A 15,338-nucleotide genomic window follows, 5' to 3' on the forward strand; every position below is an offset into this window, starting at 1 on the left:
CACGCACGAACCTTGCAGAAGGAGCAGTGACCGATGCCCTCCACCCCCCGCAGCACCGCAGTCCCCGACCCCGAAGGACCCGTGGCCGACTACGTGATCGTCGGCGGCGGCACCGCCGGATCGGTCATCGCCTCCCGGCTCACCGAGGACCCGGACGTCACCGTCACCGTCATCGAGGGCGGCCCCACCGACATCGACCGCGACGACGTGCTGACCCTGCGCCGCTGGCTCGGCCTCCTCGGCGGCGACCTCGACTACGACTACCCCACCACCGAACAGCCGCGCGGCAACAGCCACATCCGGCACAGCCGCGCCCGGGTCCTCGGCGGCTGCTCCTCGCACAACACCCTCATCAGCTTCAAGCCGCTGCCCGGCGACTGGGACGAGTGGGCCGAGGCGGGCGCCGAGGGCTGGGGCGCGGCCGCGATGGACCCGTACTTCGCCAGGCTGCGCAACAACATCGTCCCGGTGGACGAGAAGGACCGCAACGCCATCGCCCGCGACTTCGTCGACGCCGCCCAGCAGGCGGCCGGGGTCCCGCGCGTGGACAGCTTCAACCGCAAGCCGTTCCACGAGGGCGTCGGCTTCTTCGACCTCGCCTACCACCCCGAGAACAACAAGCGCTCCTCCGCCTCGGTCGCCTACCTCCACCCGCACATCGAGGCCGGTGACCGGCCGGGCCTCCGCATTCTGCTGGAGACCTGGGCCTACCGCCTGGAGTTCGACGGCACCCGCGCCACCGGCGTCCACGTCCGGACGAAGGACGGCGATGAGATCCTCGTGCGCGCCGCCCGCGAAGTCATCGTCTGCGCGGGCGCGGTGGACACGCCCCGGCTGCTGCTGCACTCCGGGATCGGCCCGCGCGAGGACCTCGAAGCGCTGGGCATCGAGGTGCGCCACGACCTTCCGGGCGTCGGCGAGAACCTCCTCGACCACCCCGAGTCCGTCATCGTCTGGGAGACCGACGGACCCATCCCGGAGAACTCCGCGATGGACTCCGACGCGGGACTCTTCGTCCGCCGCGACCCCGAATCCCGGGGCCCGGACCTGATGTTCCACTTCTACCAGATCCCCTTCACCGACAACCCGGAGCGGCTCGGCTACGAGAAGCCCGAGCACGGGGTGTCGATGACCCCGAACATCCCCAAGCCGCGCAGCCGGGGCCGCCTCTACCTCACGAGCGCCGACCCCGAGGCCAAGCCCGCCCTGGACTTCCGGTACTTCACCGACGAGGACGACTACGACGGCCGCACCCTGGTCGACGGCATCAGGCTCGCCCGCGAGATCGCGGCCACCGAACCGCTCGCCCACTGGCTGAAGCGCGAGGTCTGCCCCGGCCCCGAGATCACCTCGGACGAGGAGCTGAGCGAGTACGCCCGCAAGGTCGCCCACACCGTCTACCACCCGGCGGGCACGTGCAGGATGGGGGCCGCCGACGACCAAGAGGCCGTCGTGGACCCGCAGTTGCGCATCCGTGGCCTTGAGGGCATCCGCATCGCGGACGCGTCGGTCTTCCCGACCATGCCCGCCGTCAACCCGATGATCGGCGTCCTCATGGTCGGCGAGAAGTGCGCCGAAATCCTCGCCCAGGAGGCGGGCCACCCGGTCCCGGCCACTGGTACCCGCACCGGAGGTGACGCCCGATGACCGCGACCCGCGCCCCCGAGGCCCCCGTCGAGACGGCCGAGGACGCCGTCTTCTCCGTACGCGACCTCTGGAAGGTCTTCGGCCCCAAGGCCGACCGCATCCCCGGCAGCGAGTACGCCGCACTCCCGCCCGCCGAACTGCGCGAGGCCACCGGCTGCACCGCCGCCGTCCGCGATGTCTCCTTCGACGTCCGCAAGGGCGAGGTCTTCGTCGTCATGGGCCTGTCGGGCTCCGGCAAGTCGACCCTCGTACGCTGTCTGACCCGGCTCATCGAGCCCACCAGCGGCACCCTCGCCATCGACGGCGAGGACGTCCTCGCGATGGACCGCGCCCGGCTGCGCGAACTCCGCCGCCACCGCACCGCGATGGTCTTCCAGCACTTCGGACTGCTCCCGCACCGCACGGTGTTGGACAACATCGCCTACGGCCTGGAGATCCAGGGGATCGGCAAGGCCGAACGCCGCGCCAAGGCCGCCGAGTTGGTGGAGAAGGTCGGCCTCGCCGGTCTGGAGGACCGCCGTCCGTCCCAGCTCTCCGGCGGCCAGCAGCAGCGTGTCGGGCTGGCCCGCGCGCTCGCCGTCGACCCCTCCGTCCTCCTCTTCGACGAGCCGTTCAGCGCGCTGGACCCGCTGATCCGCCGCGAGATGCAGGACGAGGTGGTCCGGCTGCATTGCGAGGAGGGCCGCACCATGGTCTTCATCACCCACGACCTCAGCGAGGCGCTGCGCCTGGGCACCCGGATCGCCCTCATGCGCGACGGCGGCATCGTCCAGCTCGGCACGCCCGAGGAGATCGTGGGCTCGCCCGCCGACGACTACGTCACCGAGTTCGTCCGGGACGTGCCGCGCGAGCAGGTCCTCACCGTCGCCACCGCCATGCGCCCCGCGCTCGCCGGGGAGAGCGAGCGCGGCCCGGCCGTACGCCCCGACGCCACGGTCTCCGAGGCCATCGAGGCGGTCTCCCGCTCCGGCGACCCCGCCGCCCGGGTGATGGACGGCGGCCGGCTCGTCGGCGTCGTGGACCACGCGTGCCTGCTGGACGTGGTGGCCGGAACATCCGCGGCGGACGGCCCCGCAGCACCCGACGGCCCCCGCGAGGTGACCGTCTGATGGCCACCGCACAGGCCACCCCGGTCCGCCCCGCCCGGCCGGGCACGGGCCGGGGGCCGCTGGCCGCCCTGCGCGAACGCCCGGCCGCCGGAAAGCTCCTGCTCCTCGCGCTCGCCGCCGTACTCCTCGTCCCCCTCGCGCACAGCCGCTGGGGCGGCGGCATCTGGCCCGACGCGCTCACCGCCGACCTGTCCGGGCCGCTCGGCAGCGTCACCGACTGGATCGTCTCCAACCGGGACAGCCACCCGCTCTTCCTCTACTTCTTCGGCCACATCAGCAACGCCGTCGTGCTCTCCGTGCGCGGCGTCTACCTGGTGCTCCTGGCCCTCGGCTGGGCCGGGGTCACCGTGCTCGCCGCCGCCGTCGCCTGGCGGGTCGCCGGTATCAGGCTCGCGCTCACCGCCGCCGCCTCCTTCCTGGCCTGCGGACTGCTCGGCATGTGGGTGCCGACCATGCAGACGCTCGCGCTCATGGTCGTCGCCGTCTTGGCCTCCGTCGTCCTCGGCCTCCTCCTCGGCCTGGCCGCCGGACTCTCCGACCGCACGTTCCGCGTGCTGCGCCCGGTGCTCGACACCATGCAGGTGCTGCCCGCCTTCGCCTATCTGCTGCCCGTGGTGCTGGTCTTCGGCATCGGCGTGCCCGGAGCGGTCCTCGCCACCGTCGTGTACGCGGCTCCGCCGATGGCCCGGCTCACCGCGCTCGGCCTGCGCGGCGCGGACGGCGGGGTCATGGAGGCCGTCACCTCGCTCGGCGCGACCGGACGGCAGCGGCTGCTCACCGCCCGGCTCCCGCTGGCCCGAAAGGAGCTGCTGCTCGGCCTCAACCAGACCATCATGATGGCGCTCTCCATGGCCGTCATCGCGTCCGTGATCGGCGCGGGCGGCCTCGGCGACCGGGTCTACCAGGCGCTCTCCGCCGTCGACGTGGGCGCCGCCCTCGCCGCGGGCATCCCGATCGTGCTGCTGGCCGTCGTCCTGGACCGTACGACGGAGGCGGCGGGCCGTCGCATCGGCACCGAACCCACCGGCCCGGCCCTCCTGCGCGGGTGGCGCGGCTGGGGCCTGGCCGCCCTGGTCGCCGCCGCCGTCGCGTTCGCCGGACGCCTCACCGACGGCCGCGTCTGGCCCGACGACCTCACCGTGGCCATCGCCGGACCGGTGAACACCGCCAAGGACTGGATGGTCGACCACCTCTACACCGGGGTCCCCGTCGTCGGCGGCACCGCCGACCTGGCCTCCCACTTCACCGGCGGCGTCCTCAACCCGCTGCGCAGCGGACTCACCGGGCTGCCCTGGTGGTCGGTGCTGCTCATCGTCGCCGCCCTCGCCTGGACCATCGGCACCTGGCGCACCGCCGCCACCGCCGTGCTCGCGATGGCCGCGATCGGCGTCCTCGGCGTCTGGGAACCGTCGATGGACACCCTCAGCCAGGTGATCGCCGCCGTGGCGGTCACCCTGGTCCTCGGCTTCTCCATCGCGATCGGCGCCGCGCGCAGCGAGCGACTGGAGAAGCTGCTGCGACCGGTCCTGGACGTCTTCCAGACCATGCCGCAGTTCGTCTACCTGATCCCCGTCGTCGCCCTCTTCGGCGTCGGCCGCGCCCCCGCCGCCGCGGCGGCCGTCGTCTACGCGCTGCCCGCCGTCGTCCGCATCACCACCCAGGGCCTGCGGGGCGTCGACCCGGCGGCACTGGAGGGCGCGCGCTCGCTCGGCGCGACCCCGGGCCAGCAACTGCGCCAGGTCCAGATCCCCCTGGCCCGGCCCTCCCTGCTGCTCGCCGTCAACCAGGCCGTCGTCCTCGTCCTCGCCGTCGTCATCATCGGCGGACTGGTCGGTTCCGGCGCACTGGGTTACGACGTCGTCTTCGGCCTCGCCCAGGGCGACCTGGCCACCGGGCTCGTCGCCGGAGCGGCGATCGTCTGCCTCGGCCTGATGCTCGACCGGGTCACCCAGCCCACCGCCCGCCGCCAGCGACAGGAGAGCTGAGATGAACCGCTCCCGAACCCGCCTGCTCGTGGCGCTCGCCTCGGCCACCGCCCTGCTCACCACGGCGGGCTGCGGCGCCGCCGACATGACCCGGCAGGCATCCCCGTTCGCCGCCCCCGCCGGGGTCAAGACGGTCACCCTCTCCGTCCAGTCCTGGGTCGGCGCCCAGGCGAACGTGGCCGTGGCCGAGCAGCTCCTCAAGGAGGAGCTCGGCTACCGCGTCGACCTCGTGCAGACCGACGAGGTCCCCGCCTGGGACGCCCTCAGCCAGGGCCGCGTGGACGCGATCCTGGAGGACTGGGGCCACCCGGACCAGGAGAAGCTGTACGTCGAGGAGAAGAAGACCATCGTCCGGGGCGGCGACCTCGGGGTGACCGGCCACATCGGCTGGTACGTCCCCAAGTACTGGGCCGACAAGAACCCGGACGTCACGGACTGGAAGAACCTCAACAAGTACGCGAAGGAACTGCGGACCGCCGAGAGCGGCGGCAAGGGCCAGCTGATGGACGGCTCGCCCTCCTACGTCACCAACGACGTGGCCCTGGTGAAGAACCTGGACCTGGACTACAAGGTGGTCTTCGCCGGTTCCGAGGCGGCCCAGATCACCCAGATCCAGCAGTTCGCCAAGGAGAAGAAGCCCTTCCTCAGCTACTGGTACCAGCCGCAGTGGCTGTTCAACGAGGTGCCCATGGTCGAGGTGAAGCTCCCCGAGTACACCGAGGAGTGCGCGGCCAAGGCTCCCGAGGACATCGACTGCGCCTACCCGACGACACCGCTGCAGAAGTTCCTCAACGCCGACTTCGTCGAGCGCGGCGGGGACGCGGCCGACTTCCTGAAGAAGTTCCACTGGTCGGAGCAGGACCAGAACGAGGTCTCCGAGATGATCGCCTCGCAGCGGCTGTCGCCCGAGGAGGCGGCGAAGCGGTGGATCGACCGCCACCCGGACGTCTGGAAGAAGTGGCTGGAGTAGAAGCCTCACCCCTGCTGTCCGCCGCCCCGGATCATCCGGTGGCGGCGGACAGCAGCAGGTCCTCGTACACGGTCGGGTCGTCGGAGCGGACGACCGGCCAGCCGATGCCGTACGCACCTTCCCAGCGCACCTCGATCCCCGGGTTGGCGTGGTCGGAGCCGTCGGGCAGGAAGAGGTGCGGGGAGCAGGTGATGCGGTCGGTGGCCGAGAGAGCGGCCTGGTCGGCCAGCGCGCGCCGGGCCCGCCCGTCGTCCAGCGCCTCGCTGAGCGCGCCGACGTCCACCGCCCCGGTGTCCCGGGCTACGTCCAGGATGACCTTGCGGTGGCTGATGCAACGTGACTCGGCCCAGAACGCCCGGCGCAGCCCGAGGTCGAGCTGTTCGGAGGCGTGGAGGCTCTGCTCCTTGGCGGCGAGGACGGCCTCCAGGGCGGGCAGGGTCGTGGAGGGGTAGAGCCAGTCCTTGGCCTGCCACAGCTGCCAGCCCGCGCCCGGCTCCAGGGAACCCATCCGGGCGGCCTCGCTGTCCGTGCCGGGGCGGGGGCTGGGCGCGTCGTTGAGCAGTTCCAGCGGGAAGGCGCGCAGGTCGAAGGAGACCCGGCGCTCCAGTCCCAGCCGGGTGCGGGTGGCGTGCAGCCGGTGGATCGCGATGTGCGCGAAGGAACACCAGATGTCGGAGTGGACGGTGATGACTCCGCGCGGCGGGGCCGGGCAGGTGGCGGTCGGGACAGACATGACGAACTCCTGAGGGGGATGCGACGGTCCGGAGGTGCGGCCGTGGGTCACCGCCGCCCGGCGGCGGCCTCGTGGGTGTCCAGGGCCGCCTCCAGGTCGAGGTCGGCGCCGGGCAGCCAGGCGGGCAGGGTGGGGATGCGGGCCATCGCGGTGAAGAGCGGCTCCACGGCCCGGCCCCGGACGGTGGGCCCGTGGGCGCTGAGCAGCCGCTCGGGGCGCAGCCGCGCCAGCTCGCGTACCGAGGCGGTGAACTTCGCCTCGTCGACCAGCGCGGTCCAGGGGGCTATCGCCCGGTTGAGGACGTCGAAACCGTCGAAGAACTCATCCTCGGCCAGCTCGGTGAAATCCTCCGCGGTCTCCGGGAGTACGGCTCCGAAACTGTCGGAGCTGTAGAGCGTCCCGTCCGCGTGGTCGAACACGGCGAGGGTCCCCGGCGCGTCGAAGGTGGGCGGCCGGTGGAAACTCAGTTCGCGGTCGCCGAGCTTGATCCGGCTTCCCGGATCGGCTGTCACCACGCGTTCCGGAGGGATGGCGAACTCTTCGGAGATCCGGGTGAGGGACAGGGCGTTGGTGATGACTTTCGCCCGGGGCGCCGCTTCGAGGATCGGGAGCAGCGCGCCGGTGTGGTCGCGGTCGTCGTGGGTGATGACGACCCAGCGCAGATCGGCGGGGTCGATCAGAGACCAGAGCGCCGCCAGGAACCCCTCCCGGTCGACGGGCATGCCGGTGTCGATGAGCAGCGGCTGCCCGTCCCGGATCAGGAAGGCGTTGACCGGCTGGTCGCCGAGGCCGGGTATGGGCAGGGCCGAGGGAAGGACCTGGATGTCCGGCCCGGCGGTGTAGGACGGCTTCATGACGTACTCCGTGGAAGGTCGGGGGCCGGACCGTTGTCAGGCCAGCTGGATGGTGAGCGAGCCGGCGATGAGGAGGGCGAGGCCGATCACGCGCGGCTTGGTGAGGGCCCGCTGCGGCAGTCGGAAGAGGCCCCGGTGGTCGATCAGCGCAGAGGTGAGCTGCTGCCCGGTGACGGTGAGTGCGATGGTGACGGCCGCGCCGATGGACGGCATGAGCAGGAAGGTGCCGGTGACATAGGCGGCGGCGCAGGCCCCGCCGAGCCAGCCCCACCACGGCATCCGCTTCAGCGGGGCGATTTTCGGCTTGCTGGTCCGCCGGGTCAGATACAGCACCAGCAGCACGACGGCGATGGTGAAGGTGGCCACCGTGAAGCTGATGACGGCGACGGTGATCGGCTCCTTCAGCCGGTCGCGCAACTGGGCGTTGACCGCGCCCTGGACCGGCAGGACGGCGCCCGCGAGGATGCCGAGGCCCAGCCAGGCGGCCCGTCCGGCGCCGGAGGTCTTGGGGGCGCCGGCGGGGGCGGACGCCTTCTGGCCGCGGATGATCACGACGATGCCGATGAGGACGGCCACGGCGCCCAGCGCGATGCCGACGGTCAGGTCCTTGCGGGCGATGCCGAGCAGACCGAAGAGGTCCAGGGCCAGTGAGGCGAACATCTGGCCGGTGACGAAGAGCCCCACGGCGGCGAGTGCGCCCAGCCGGGGGAAGAGCAGGATGCCGCTGGTGATGTAGAGCGGGCTGGCGAGCCCGCCGAGGAGGAGCCAGGGCTCCACGTCGGGCAGCCTGCCGAGTGTGCCGAGCACGCCCGTGGCCGCCGCGAGGACCAGGAGCAGCCCGGTCGCCACGCCGAGCTGGATGGCCGAGGCGCCGTACGGGGTGCCGACGGCGGAGTTGAGCTGGAGGTTCACCGAGCTCTGGACGGCCAGCAGACAGCCGACGAGCAGGGCTGCGGCGAGCAGCGCGGTGTGCATCTGGATCTCCCTGGGGCGGGTGGCGGGGCACAGCACCAACTAAATGGACGCGGTGTCCATTTAGCATGCCACGGGAGAAGTTAAACGGGCAAGGTGTCCACTTAGGTGGGTGTCACGTAGGGTCCTCCCATGAGCGATGACGAGCAGCGTGGGCGCCGGCCCGCCTCCGTACACCGCGTCGGCGGCCCGCTGGGCGACCTCCAGGCCCCTCGGGGCGGCCCGGTCGCGCCCCGGCGGCGGGCCGACGCCGTCCGCAACCGGGCACAGATCCTGGCCGCCGCGGAGCGGCTGTTCGGCGAACAGGACCCGCGTACGGTCACCATGGACCGCATCGCGAAGGCCGCGGGCGTCGGCCGGGCCACGCTCTACCGGAGCTTTCCCGACCCGCCGTCGGTCGCGGTGGCCCTGCTCGACGAGCACGAACGCCTGCTCCAGGAACAGCTCGTCCACGGGCCGCCGCCGCTGGGGCCCGGCGCCCCCGCCGCCGAACGGCTCTCCGCGTTCTACCTCGCGATGCTCGACCTCCTGGAGCGCCATCTGCCCCTGGCGCTCGGCGCGGAGGTGGGCCCCGACCGGTACACCACCGGTGCGTACGGATTCTGGCGCGTGCACGTCCGCACGCTGCTCGTCGATGCCGGCGTCCCGGACCCGGACGCCGCCGTCGACATCGCCCTCGCCCCGCTGGCGCCCGAGCTCTATCGGTTCCAGCGCCACGAACTGGGGATCTCCCGGGACCGGATCGGGGCGTCCCTGACAAGCCTGGCCCGCCGCCTCCTGGCACCCCCGCCCACCGGCTGACCCCGGCGGCGGGCGGGGGCGTCGGAAGGCGCGGACTTCACATGCGGCCGGGACCGGGGCGCCGCATCGGATCTGGGCCGTCGGGTGCCCTGCCGATGGCCCGAGGGCGGCCGGGGAGGGGTTTCAGGCCGAGACCGAGGCCGACGGGGCGGCTCGTCGCGTCCGTACGGTGGCCATCACGTCCCGGTCCGGCTGGAGCGTCAGACTCGGTACGGGCTCGATGACGCCCGGCTCGACGTCCAGCTCGAAGCGGCGGGCCAGCACGGCCAGGACGAGTACGGACTCGACCATTGCGAACCGGGTCCCCAGGCAGACCCGGGGCCCGCCGCCGAACGGGAACCACGCGTACTCGGCGATCTCGTCCCCGTGCTCCGCGTCCCAGCGCTCCGGGCGGAACTCCTCCGGCTCGGGGAACCACCGCGCGTCGCGGTGCGTGGACCACTGGCTGCTCCACACCCGGGTGCCCTCCTCGATCGGCAGCCCACCGATCCGCGCCCCTTCCTTCGCCACCCCCGTGATCAGCCAGATCGTCGGATACAGCCGCAGGGTCTCCTTCACCACGGCCTGGGTGTAGGTGAGCTGGGCGTAGTCGTCGAAGCCGGGCTCCCGGTCGCCGAGCACCCGGTCCAGCTCCTCGGCGAGCGCGGCCCGCACCCGCGGATTGCGCGAGAGCAGATACCACGCCCACACCAGAGTCGAACTCGTCGTCTCATGGCCGCCGATGTACAGGGTGACCGTCTCGTCGCGGATCTCGGCGTCGCTGAGCCGCTCCCCGCTCTCGTCGACGGCGGTGAGCAACCGGCTGAGCAGATCGGGCCGTTCGGTCTCACCGTCGCGGTGCCGGGCCACCACCCGCGCCACCTCGGCGTCGATCACGGCGGCGGCCTTCCTGATCCGCGCCCGCCCCGGGGTCGGCACCCAGTCGGGCAGCAGCGCCCCGATCCCGGCGAACTCCTTGCCGATCTCCTGCTGGGCGACATCCATCGCCCGGCCCATCGCCTCCGAGTCCGCCGGGGTGTCCACACCGAAGATGGTGCGCACCGCGATCCTCTGCGTCAGGGCCGCCATCTCCCGCTTGAGGTCGACCCGTTCACCGTCCGACCAGCTGTCCGCCAGCTCCACCGAGGAGCTCGCCATGGTGGCCGCGTACGACTTCACCTGCTTGGGCCGCACCGACGGCTGCACCAGCGACCGTTTACGCCGCCACTCCCGCCCCCGCGCCACGATGATCCCGTCTCCCATCACCGTACGGAACGCGATACCGAGCCTCGGCTGGTCGAAGGTGCGCTCCGTCTCGGTGAGCAACTCGCCTATGCAGTCCGGGTCCGAGATGAACAGACACCGGTTGCGCCCGAACCGCCAGCGCACCATGTCCCCGTGCCCCCGCAGGAGTTCGAAGAAGGCGAGGGGGTTCTTCCCGAACTGCGGCAGGTTCCCGAGCAGCGGCAGCCCCCTGGGGCCCGGTACGGGCGCAGGGCCGTGCGAGGGGGTGCCGAGCGCCGGGCCGGTCTGCGTGGACATCGAAGGACTCCGCTCCCTGGGGCGCGCCACGGGTGGCGCGCGATCGTTCGCGCCCCATCGAACGCGATGAGGGCGGAACCCCGCCAGGGCGTCGGACCGCCGTGGCCGGAATCCGTCATCGGCCTTGTGGGGTACGTGAGTTGTCGAGCGTAGCCGCGGGTGCCACCGGATTCGAACAAAAGGCGGCGGCAGATTTTCCGCCGTGTGTGACAATCCCGTCATGTCGATCGATCCGCCGTCCCACCGCACCCGTGCGCTGTGGCGGCACACCGGGAGCTGGGCGGTCAGCTGAGCGTGCGGCTGGCCTGTGTGCGGCCCGGCGAGCGAAGCCCCTGTGCCGGCGAAGGCCGTCACGGGGATGCGGGTCTGGAGCCCGTACGGTCACACACTGGCCGGGTGGCAGGATCGTGCCGACGCTTCTGCACGAGGAGACACCATGGACGACCGCTCGAAGCACGACCACTCCGGCTGGGAAGCGGTCGTGCTCGCGGCCCGGGAGCGGGCCCGGTCGCGGCAGGCGCTCATGGTCGAGCGCTTCGGTCTGTCGGGGGACGTGGCGTACGACTGGTCGATCGATGACGCGCGGATCACCTGGTCGCGGGAGGGGAAGGTGTTCCTGACCGGACGGCTCACCGTCATCGGAAGCGTCAGCGTGGCTCAGCAGACCTGGCTGTGGTCCTGGGCGAACGAGTCGCTCCCGCAGGCCGCGCTGGGTGATATCGAGCGGGTGCGGCGGTTCGGTGAGGAGAACGGCTTTCCCGTCCTGCCCTGGCCGGGTTTCACCTCTCACCTCGAACTCGTCGCCGAGGCGCGGATGGTCGCGGCCTCCGTCCTCGATGCCGAGGGGCTGTGGGTGGAACCGACGGACGACGTGCAGCTCCACTTCACGATCCATGACCTGGTGCTCGCTGCCGGGGGAGAGTGACGCCGGGACAGCGGGCGCGGGCTCACAGCCCCACGATCAGCTGGATGCAGACGATCTTGACCAGGATGGCCAGCGCGAACAGTGTCGAGTAGCCGTTGTTGATCCGGCTGTCGCTCGCCCGGCTGTTGGCGTACGCCACGATCGCCGGGTTGCCCACATAGCCCGACAGCAGCCCCATCGTCCGCTCCCGGCTCTGCCCCAGCACCTTCGCGACCAGCACCATCAGCGAGTAGCTGACCACCGCGCCGATCGCCAGCACCGCCGCCAGCTTCAGGCCGAAGAGGGAGAAGGCGTTCTCGCGGAACGAGTAGCCCGAGGTGAGGCCCACCACGGCGAGGAAGAGCAGCAGGCCGATCTGGCGCAGGGTGAGGTTGGCCCGGGTCGGCAGGGTCCAGACCAGGGGGCCCGTGCGGCGGCGCCAGCCCAGGATCATGCCCATCACCAGCGGGCCGGCGCCCGTGCCGAGGGCCAGGGTGGTGGAGCCCAGGGTGAGGGAGGGGATGCCGATCAGGAAGCCCAGTGCCAGGCCGAGGCCCAGGCTGACCGCGCTCACCTCGCTGACCTTCGCCTCCGTGTCGCCCAGGTACGTCGTGACCTCGGCCGTCCGCTCGCGCGGCATCACCACCCGGACCCGGTCGTCGAGCTGGAGCAGCAGGCCGTCGTGGGCGAGCATGTCGAAGTCGCCGCGCCGCACCCGGCTGACCACGGCCCCGTACTTCTCGCCCAGGCCCAGTTCGGCGACCGTGCGCCCGGCCAGGTCCGGGTTGGTGAGCAGGACCCGCCGGTAGTCCACCGCGCTGCGGTCGTCCAGGAGGTGGCGGGGCGCCGGTGCGCCGAGGGCTTCTGTCGCCGTACGTACGTCGTCCTCGCCGCCCACCAGGACGACCTGGTCACCGGGGGAGAGGCGGTCCAGGCCGCGGGCGACCCGGGTGGCCCCGCCGGAGGGGCGGTACTCGCTGGCCAGTACCCGGTGCGCGGCCACTCCGGGGACCTCGGGCCAGCGGGTTTCCCGGGCCACCTGGACCGTACGGGTGACGAGGGTGGCGGGGAGGCCCGAGTCCGGGTCCCGGCGGGCGGTCCAGTGGCGGCGGGCCGCGACGGCCGAGACGAAGAGGATCGTGATCACTACGGCGAGCGGGTAGCCGATGGCGTACCCGACGGCGGGCTGGGTGGGGTCGGCAGAGGCGTCCTGGGCGGCGGCCAGGCCCGGGGTCGTCGTCCCGATGCCCGCGTAGCCGCCCGCCAGGAACGGCCCGCTGATGCCGAGCCACCCGTGCCCGACCAGGCCGACCACCACCGCCGTGAGCGCCAGGGCCACCACCGCACCGGCCATCACCGCCAGCTGGCCGCGCAGTTCACGGAAGAACGACGGGCCCGACTCCAGGCCGACCGTGTACACGTACAGGGCCAGACCCAGCGCCGAGACCCCGGCGGGCACGGCGGCGGCGATGTCCTCGTCCAGCGCCCCCACGAACAGGCCGACGAACAGGACACCGGCCGCCCCCAGCTTCACCGGGCCGAAGCGCACCATGCCGAGCAGCGCGCCGAGCGCGATCACCGCGAACACGGTCACCCACGGGTTGTCCGCGAAGAACTGCCACACCGGCCGTGCCTCCCCGTCTCGGAACGATCCCGTTCAGGATCTTCGAGGGGCGGGGAGGCTGCCAGTCGGGCTGCGCGGCCGTCAGGCTCCGTGCGGGACGTGCGCCGGGCGGCCCCGGCCCCGCGTCAGCGAGTAGCCGAACACGCCCGCGAGCGCGGCGAGGATTCCGCCGCCGACCGTCCACAGCCAGCGGCTCGTCCACCAGCCCGACGCCCAGCCGTCCTCCGGCTCACCCGCCGATGCCTTGGGCGCGCCGGACGCACCGGTCACCGAGACGCCCGGCACCAGCGGCTCGGCGAGCGCGCCGTCCACGTGGTGGGCGCCGCCCTCGTCCACCGCGTCGGCCCGCACCTCGGCCTCGAACGGCAGCCCGAGCTCATCGGCCGGGACGTTCACGACCGTCAGGCGCACGTAGTAGCTGCCCGGCAGCGGGTCGTTGGCCCACGGCTCGGACCAGGACCGTACGGTGCGCAGCACACAGGACAGCTCCACCGCCGACGCGTCGGCCGCCGCCTTGCGGGTCTGGTGGCCGTACTGGCACGCCTGGCGGCGGCGCAGCCCGTCGTACACGTCGATCTGCCAGGTGGAGGCCGAGCGCTTCGCCTCGCCCTGCGGCAGCTTGACCGTCGCCCGGACGGTGGCGCGCTGGCCGATGTCGGCGGGGAAGACCCAGTACAGGTAGTCGCCCGCCGACGCCTGCGCGGTGCCGGTCTGGCCCTGCTGGAGCGCGGTCGCGGTACGGAAGGTGGTGCCGGCCTCGGTGGGGCCGGAGCCCTCGTCACCGGGGCTCGCGCTGGGCGTCGGGGAGTCGGCCACCGCCGCACCCGCCGAGGTGAACAGGGTCAGCCCGGCCAGCAGCGCCCCGGCGAACGCGCGCCGCGCGCCGCGACGGGTCCGGCCGCGACGGGAAGTCGTCGTCACCATCAGTTGGTCCTCCATACGGCGATGCGCCAGCGCGAGATCCAGCCGAACAGCAGCCCCGCGACCAGTCCGGTCAGCACGAGGGCGCCGAGCAGCCACCAGCCCCGGCCCAGACCGAAGGCCGCCACGTCGGACGCCCGGTCCGGTCCGTCCACCAGGTCCACGGTCAGCTCGACCGGCAGACCGGGCGACCTCTTCACCGAGGCTGGCGCGGAGAAGGAGTTGGAGAGCTGGAGGCAGACGGTCTCGGCGGCGGGCTTGCCGCTGCCGTCGTCACCGTCCGCCACTTCGGCCTTGGGGTAGCGCAGGCCGGACGAGATCACATCCGTACGTCCGGTGCCGGACGCCTCGCCCCGGACGATCTCGCGCCCGGAGGCCGTCACCGCGCGCAGCAGGACGCCGTAGTCGTTGTCGACGGCACGGTCGGCCGCCACGCTCACCGAGGCGCGCAGCTCCTGACCGGGCAGCACGTCGACCCGGTACCAGCGGTGTTCGCCGATCTTCTCGCGGTCGGTGTAGAGACCCGGCTTGAGCTCGGGCGCGGCGGAGCAGCTGCCCGCCCCCTCGGTGGCCACCGGGGTGACCACCGGCTCGGCCGCCCGGTCCACCAACTGCGTGACGCGGCGGGAGAGTTCTTCCTTGTGCTGGACGGCGGTGTACGTGCCGCCGGTGGCCTCGGCGATACAGGTCAGCTGCTGGCGGATCTTGGCGTTGGGCACCAGGCCGAGCGTGTCGATGACCAGGTGGGTGCCGCGCGCGGCGATCTCCCGGGCCACCTCGCACGGGTCGAGCGGGCCGCAGGTGTCCTCGCCGTCCGTGATGAGGACGATCCGCCGGGTGCCGTCGCCGCCTTCGAGGTCGTCGGCCGCGCCGAGCAGCGCGGGGCCGATCGGGGTCCAGCCGGTGGGGGCGAGGGTGGCGACGGCGGTCTTGGCCTCGGTGCGGTCCAGCGGCCCGACCGGGTAGAGCTGCTTGGTGTCCTTGCAGCCCACCTTGCGGTCGTCGCCCGGGTAGTCGGCGCCCAGGGTGCGGATGCCGAGGTGGACCTGCTCGGGCACCGCGTCCAGGACGTCGTTGAACGCCTGCTTGGCGGCGCTCATCCGGGACTGGCCGTCGATGTCGCGGGTACGCATGGAGCCGCTGACGTCGAGCACCAGCTCGACCTTGGGGGCGGGGGTCGCGGGTGGTCCGTCGGCGGCGGCCGGGAGCGCGGAGCCGAGTCCGGCGGCCAGGGTGGCGAGCGCTATGCACACCCCGGTCGTCAGCCTTTTTCTTGTGATCATCGCCGGATCTTATG

General features: G+C 72.4%; 13 protein-coding genes. 6 read left to right on the forward strand and 7 right to left on the reverse strand.

The features are described from left to right. Positions 1-33: 33 nt before the first annotated feature. Genes B7C62_32075 through B7C62_32090 form a run of 4 tightly spaced genes read left to right on the forward strand, consistent with a single transcriptional unit; the run spans position 34 to position 5,711 of the window. Positions 34-1,647 carry an oxidoreductase gene (locus B7C62_32075; protein ID ARF76404.1) on the forward strand — a complete coding sequence of 538 codons (1,614 nt, stop codon included), beginning with the start codon at positions 34-36 and terminating at the stop codon, positions 1,645-1,647. Then, complete coding sequence (locus B7C62_32080) at positions 1,644-2,756, forward strand: glycine/betaine ABC transporter ATP-binding protein (protein ID ARF76405.1); 1,113 nt, start codon at positions 1,644-1,646, stop codon at positions 2,754-2,756. The genes B7C62_32075 and B7C62_32080 overlap by 4 nt, the downstream gene beginning before the upstream one ends. Then, positions 2,756-4,741 carry a glycine/betaine ABC transporter permease gene (locus tag B7C62_32085; protein ID ARF76406.1) on the forward strand — a complete coding sequence of 662 codons (1,986 nt, stop codon included), beginning with the start codon at positions 2,756-2,758 and terminating at the stop codon, positions 4,739-4,741. The genes B7C62_32080 and B7C62_32085 overlap by 1 nt, the downstream gene beginning before the upstream one ends. Before the next feature lies 1 nt (position 4,742). Beyond that, positions 4,743-5,711 (forward strand): glycine/betaine ABC transporter substrate-binding protein, encoded by a 969-nt coding sequence (locus B7C62_32090; protein ID ARF76407.1) that lies wholly within the window; start codon positions 4,743-4,745, stop codon positions 5,709-5,711. A gap of 31 nt (positions 5,712-5,742) precedes the next feature. Here the strand turns inward: B7C62_32090 and B7C62_32095 are convergent, their stop codons facing one another. Genes B7C62_32095 through B7C62_32105 form a run of 3 tightly spaced genes read right to left on the reverse strand, consistent with a single transcriptional unit; the run spans position 5,743 to position 8,273 of the window. Further along, positions 5,743-6,444: a hypothetical protein gene (locus tag B7C62_32095; protein ID ARF76408.1), complete on the reverse strand. Its 702-nt coding sequence runs from the start codon at positions 6,442-6,444 to the stop codon at positions 5,743-5,745. Positions 6,445-6,491: 47 nt separating this feature from the next. Then, the gene (locus B7C62_32100; GenBank protein ID ARF76409.1) at positions 6,492-7,298 is read right to left on the reverse strand and encodes a flavodoxin; all 807 of its coding nucleotides are present in this window, start codon (positions 7,296-7,298) and stop codon (positions 6,492-6,494) included. Between the two features lie 36 nt (positions 7,299-7,334). Continuing rightward, on the reverse strand, positions 7,335-8,273 hold the full coding sequence (locus B7C62_32105) for a hypothetical protein (protein ID ARF76410.1): 939 nt from the start codon (positions 8,271-8,273) through the stop codon (positions 7,335-7,337). Between the two features lie 129 nt (positions 8,274-8,402). On the opposite strand from B7C62_32105, the gene B7C62_32110 reads away from it, so the two are divergent. Next, positions 8,403-9,071, forward strand: coding sequence for a TetR family transcriptional regulator (locus B7C62_32110; protein ARF76411.1), 669 nt, complete (start codon positions 8,403-8,405; stop codon positions 9,069-9,071). Positions 9,072-9,194: 123 nt separating this feature from the next. Here B7C62_32110 and B7C62_32115 read toward each other — a convergent pair whose 3' ends face one another. After that, entirely contained in the window at positions 9,195-10,592 is a 1,398-nt protein-coding gene (locus tag B7C62_32115) for a cytochrome P450 (GenBank protein ARF76412.1), read from the reverse strand. Between the two features lie 436 nt (positions 10,593-11,028). Here B7C62_32115 and B7C62_32120 point away from each other — a divergent pair, with 436 nt between their 5' ends. Then, positions 11,029-11,517 carry a hypothetical protein gene (locus B7C62_32120; protein ARF76413.1) on the forward strand — a complete coding sequence of 163 codons (489 nt, stop codon included), beginning with the start codon at positions 11,029-11,031 and terminating at the stop codon, positions 11,515-11,517. Between the two features lie 22 nt (positions 11,518-11,539). Here B7C62_32120 and B7C62_32125 read toward each other — a convergent pair whose 3' ends face one another. From B7C62_32125 to B7C62_32135, 3 genes are all read right to left on the reverse strand, one after another. Next, positions 11,540-13,120 (reverse strand): transporter, encoded by a 1,581-nt coding sequence (locus B7C62_32125; GenBank protein ID ARF76414.1) that lies wholly within the window; start codon positions 13,118-13,120, stop codon positions 11,540-11,542. Between the two features lie 81 nt (positions 13,121-13,201). Next, positions 13,202-14,044, reverse strand: coding sequence for a hypothetical protein (locus tag B7C62_32130; GenBank protein ID ARF76415.1), 843 nt, complete (start codon positions 14,042-14,044; stop codon positions 13,202-13,204). Then, on the reverse strand, positions 14,044-15,324 hold the full coding sequence (locus tag B7C62_32135; protein ID ARF76416.1) for an alpha-1-antitrypsin: 1,281 nt from the start codon (positions 15,322-15,324) through the stop codon (positions 14,044-14,046). The genes B7C62_32130 and B7C62_32135 overlap by 1 nt, the downstream gene beginning before the upstream one ends. Positions 15,325-15,338 lie beyond the last annotated feature (14 nt).

Origin of the sequence: Kitasatospora albolonga, assembly GCA_002082585.1 — a bacterium.
Classification (GTDB): Bacteria; Actinomycetota; Actinomycetes; order Streptomycetales; family Streptomycetaceae; genus Streptomyces; species Streptomyces stephensoniae.

Bases quoted from the DNA above. Each gene is read 5' to 3' on its own strand.
- B7C62_32095 (ARF76408.1), bottom strand. From the start codon at position 6,444: ATGTCTGTCCCGACCGCCACCTGCCCGGCCCCGCCGCGCGGAGTCATC.
- B7C62_32105 (ARF76410.1), bottom strand. From the start codon at position 8,273: ATGCACACCGCGCTGCTCGCCGCAGCCCTGCTCGTCGGCTGTCTGCTG.
- B7C62_32080 (ARF76405.1), top strand. From the start codon at position 1,644: ATGACCGCGACCCGCGCCCCCGAGGCCCCCGTCGAGACGGCCGAGGAC.
- B7C62_32075 (ARF76404.1), top strand. From the start codon at position 34: ATGCCCTCCACCCCCCGCAGCACCGCAGTCCCCGACCCCGAAGGACCC.
- B7C62_32085 (ARF76406.1), top strand. From the start codon at position 2,756: ATGGCCACCGCACAGGCCACCCCGGTCCGCCCCGCCCGGCCGGGCACG.
- B7C62_32120 (ARF76413.1), top strand. From the start codon at position 11,029: ATGGACGACCGCTCGAAGCACGACCACTCCGGCTGGGAAGCGGTCGTG.
- B7C62_32100 (ARF76409.1), bottom strand. From the start codon at position 7,298: ATGAAGCCGTCCTACACCGCCGGGCCGGACATCCAGGTCCTTCCCTCG.
- B7C62_32135 (ARF76416.1), bottom strand. From the start codon at position 15,324: ATGATCACAAGAAAAAGGCTGACGACCGGGGTGTGCATAGCGCTCGCC.
- B7C62_32090 (ARF76407.1), top strand. From the start codon at position 4,743: ATGAACCGCTCCCGAACCCGCCTGCTCGTGGCGCTCGCCTCGGCCACC.
- B7C62_32110 (ARF76411.1), top strand. From the start codon at position 8,403: ATGAGCGATGACGAGCAGCGTGGGCGCCGGCCCGCCTCCGTACACCGC.
- B7C62_32115 (ARF76412.1), bottom strand. From the start codon at position 10,592: ATGTCCACGCAGACCGGCCCGGCGCTCGGCACCCCCTCGCACGGCCCT.
- B7C62_32130 (ARF76415.1), bottom strand. From the start codon at position 14,044: ATGGTGACGACGACTTCCCGTCGCGGCCGGACCCGTCGCGGCGCGCGG.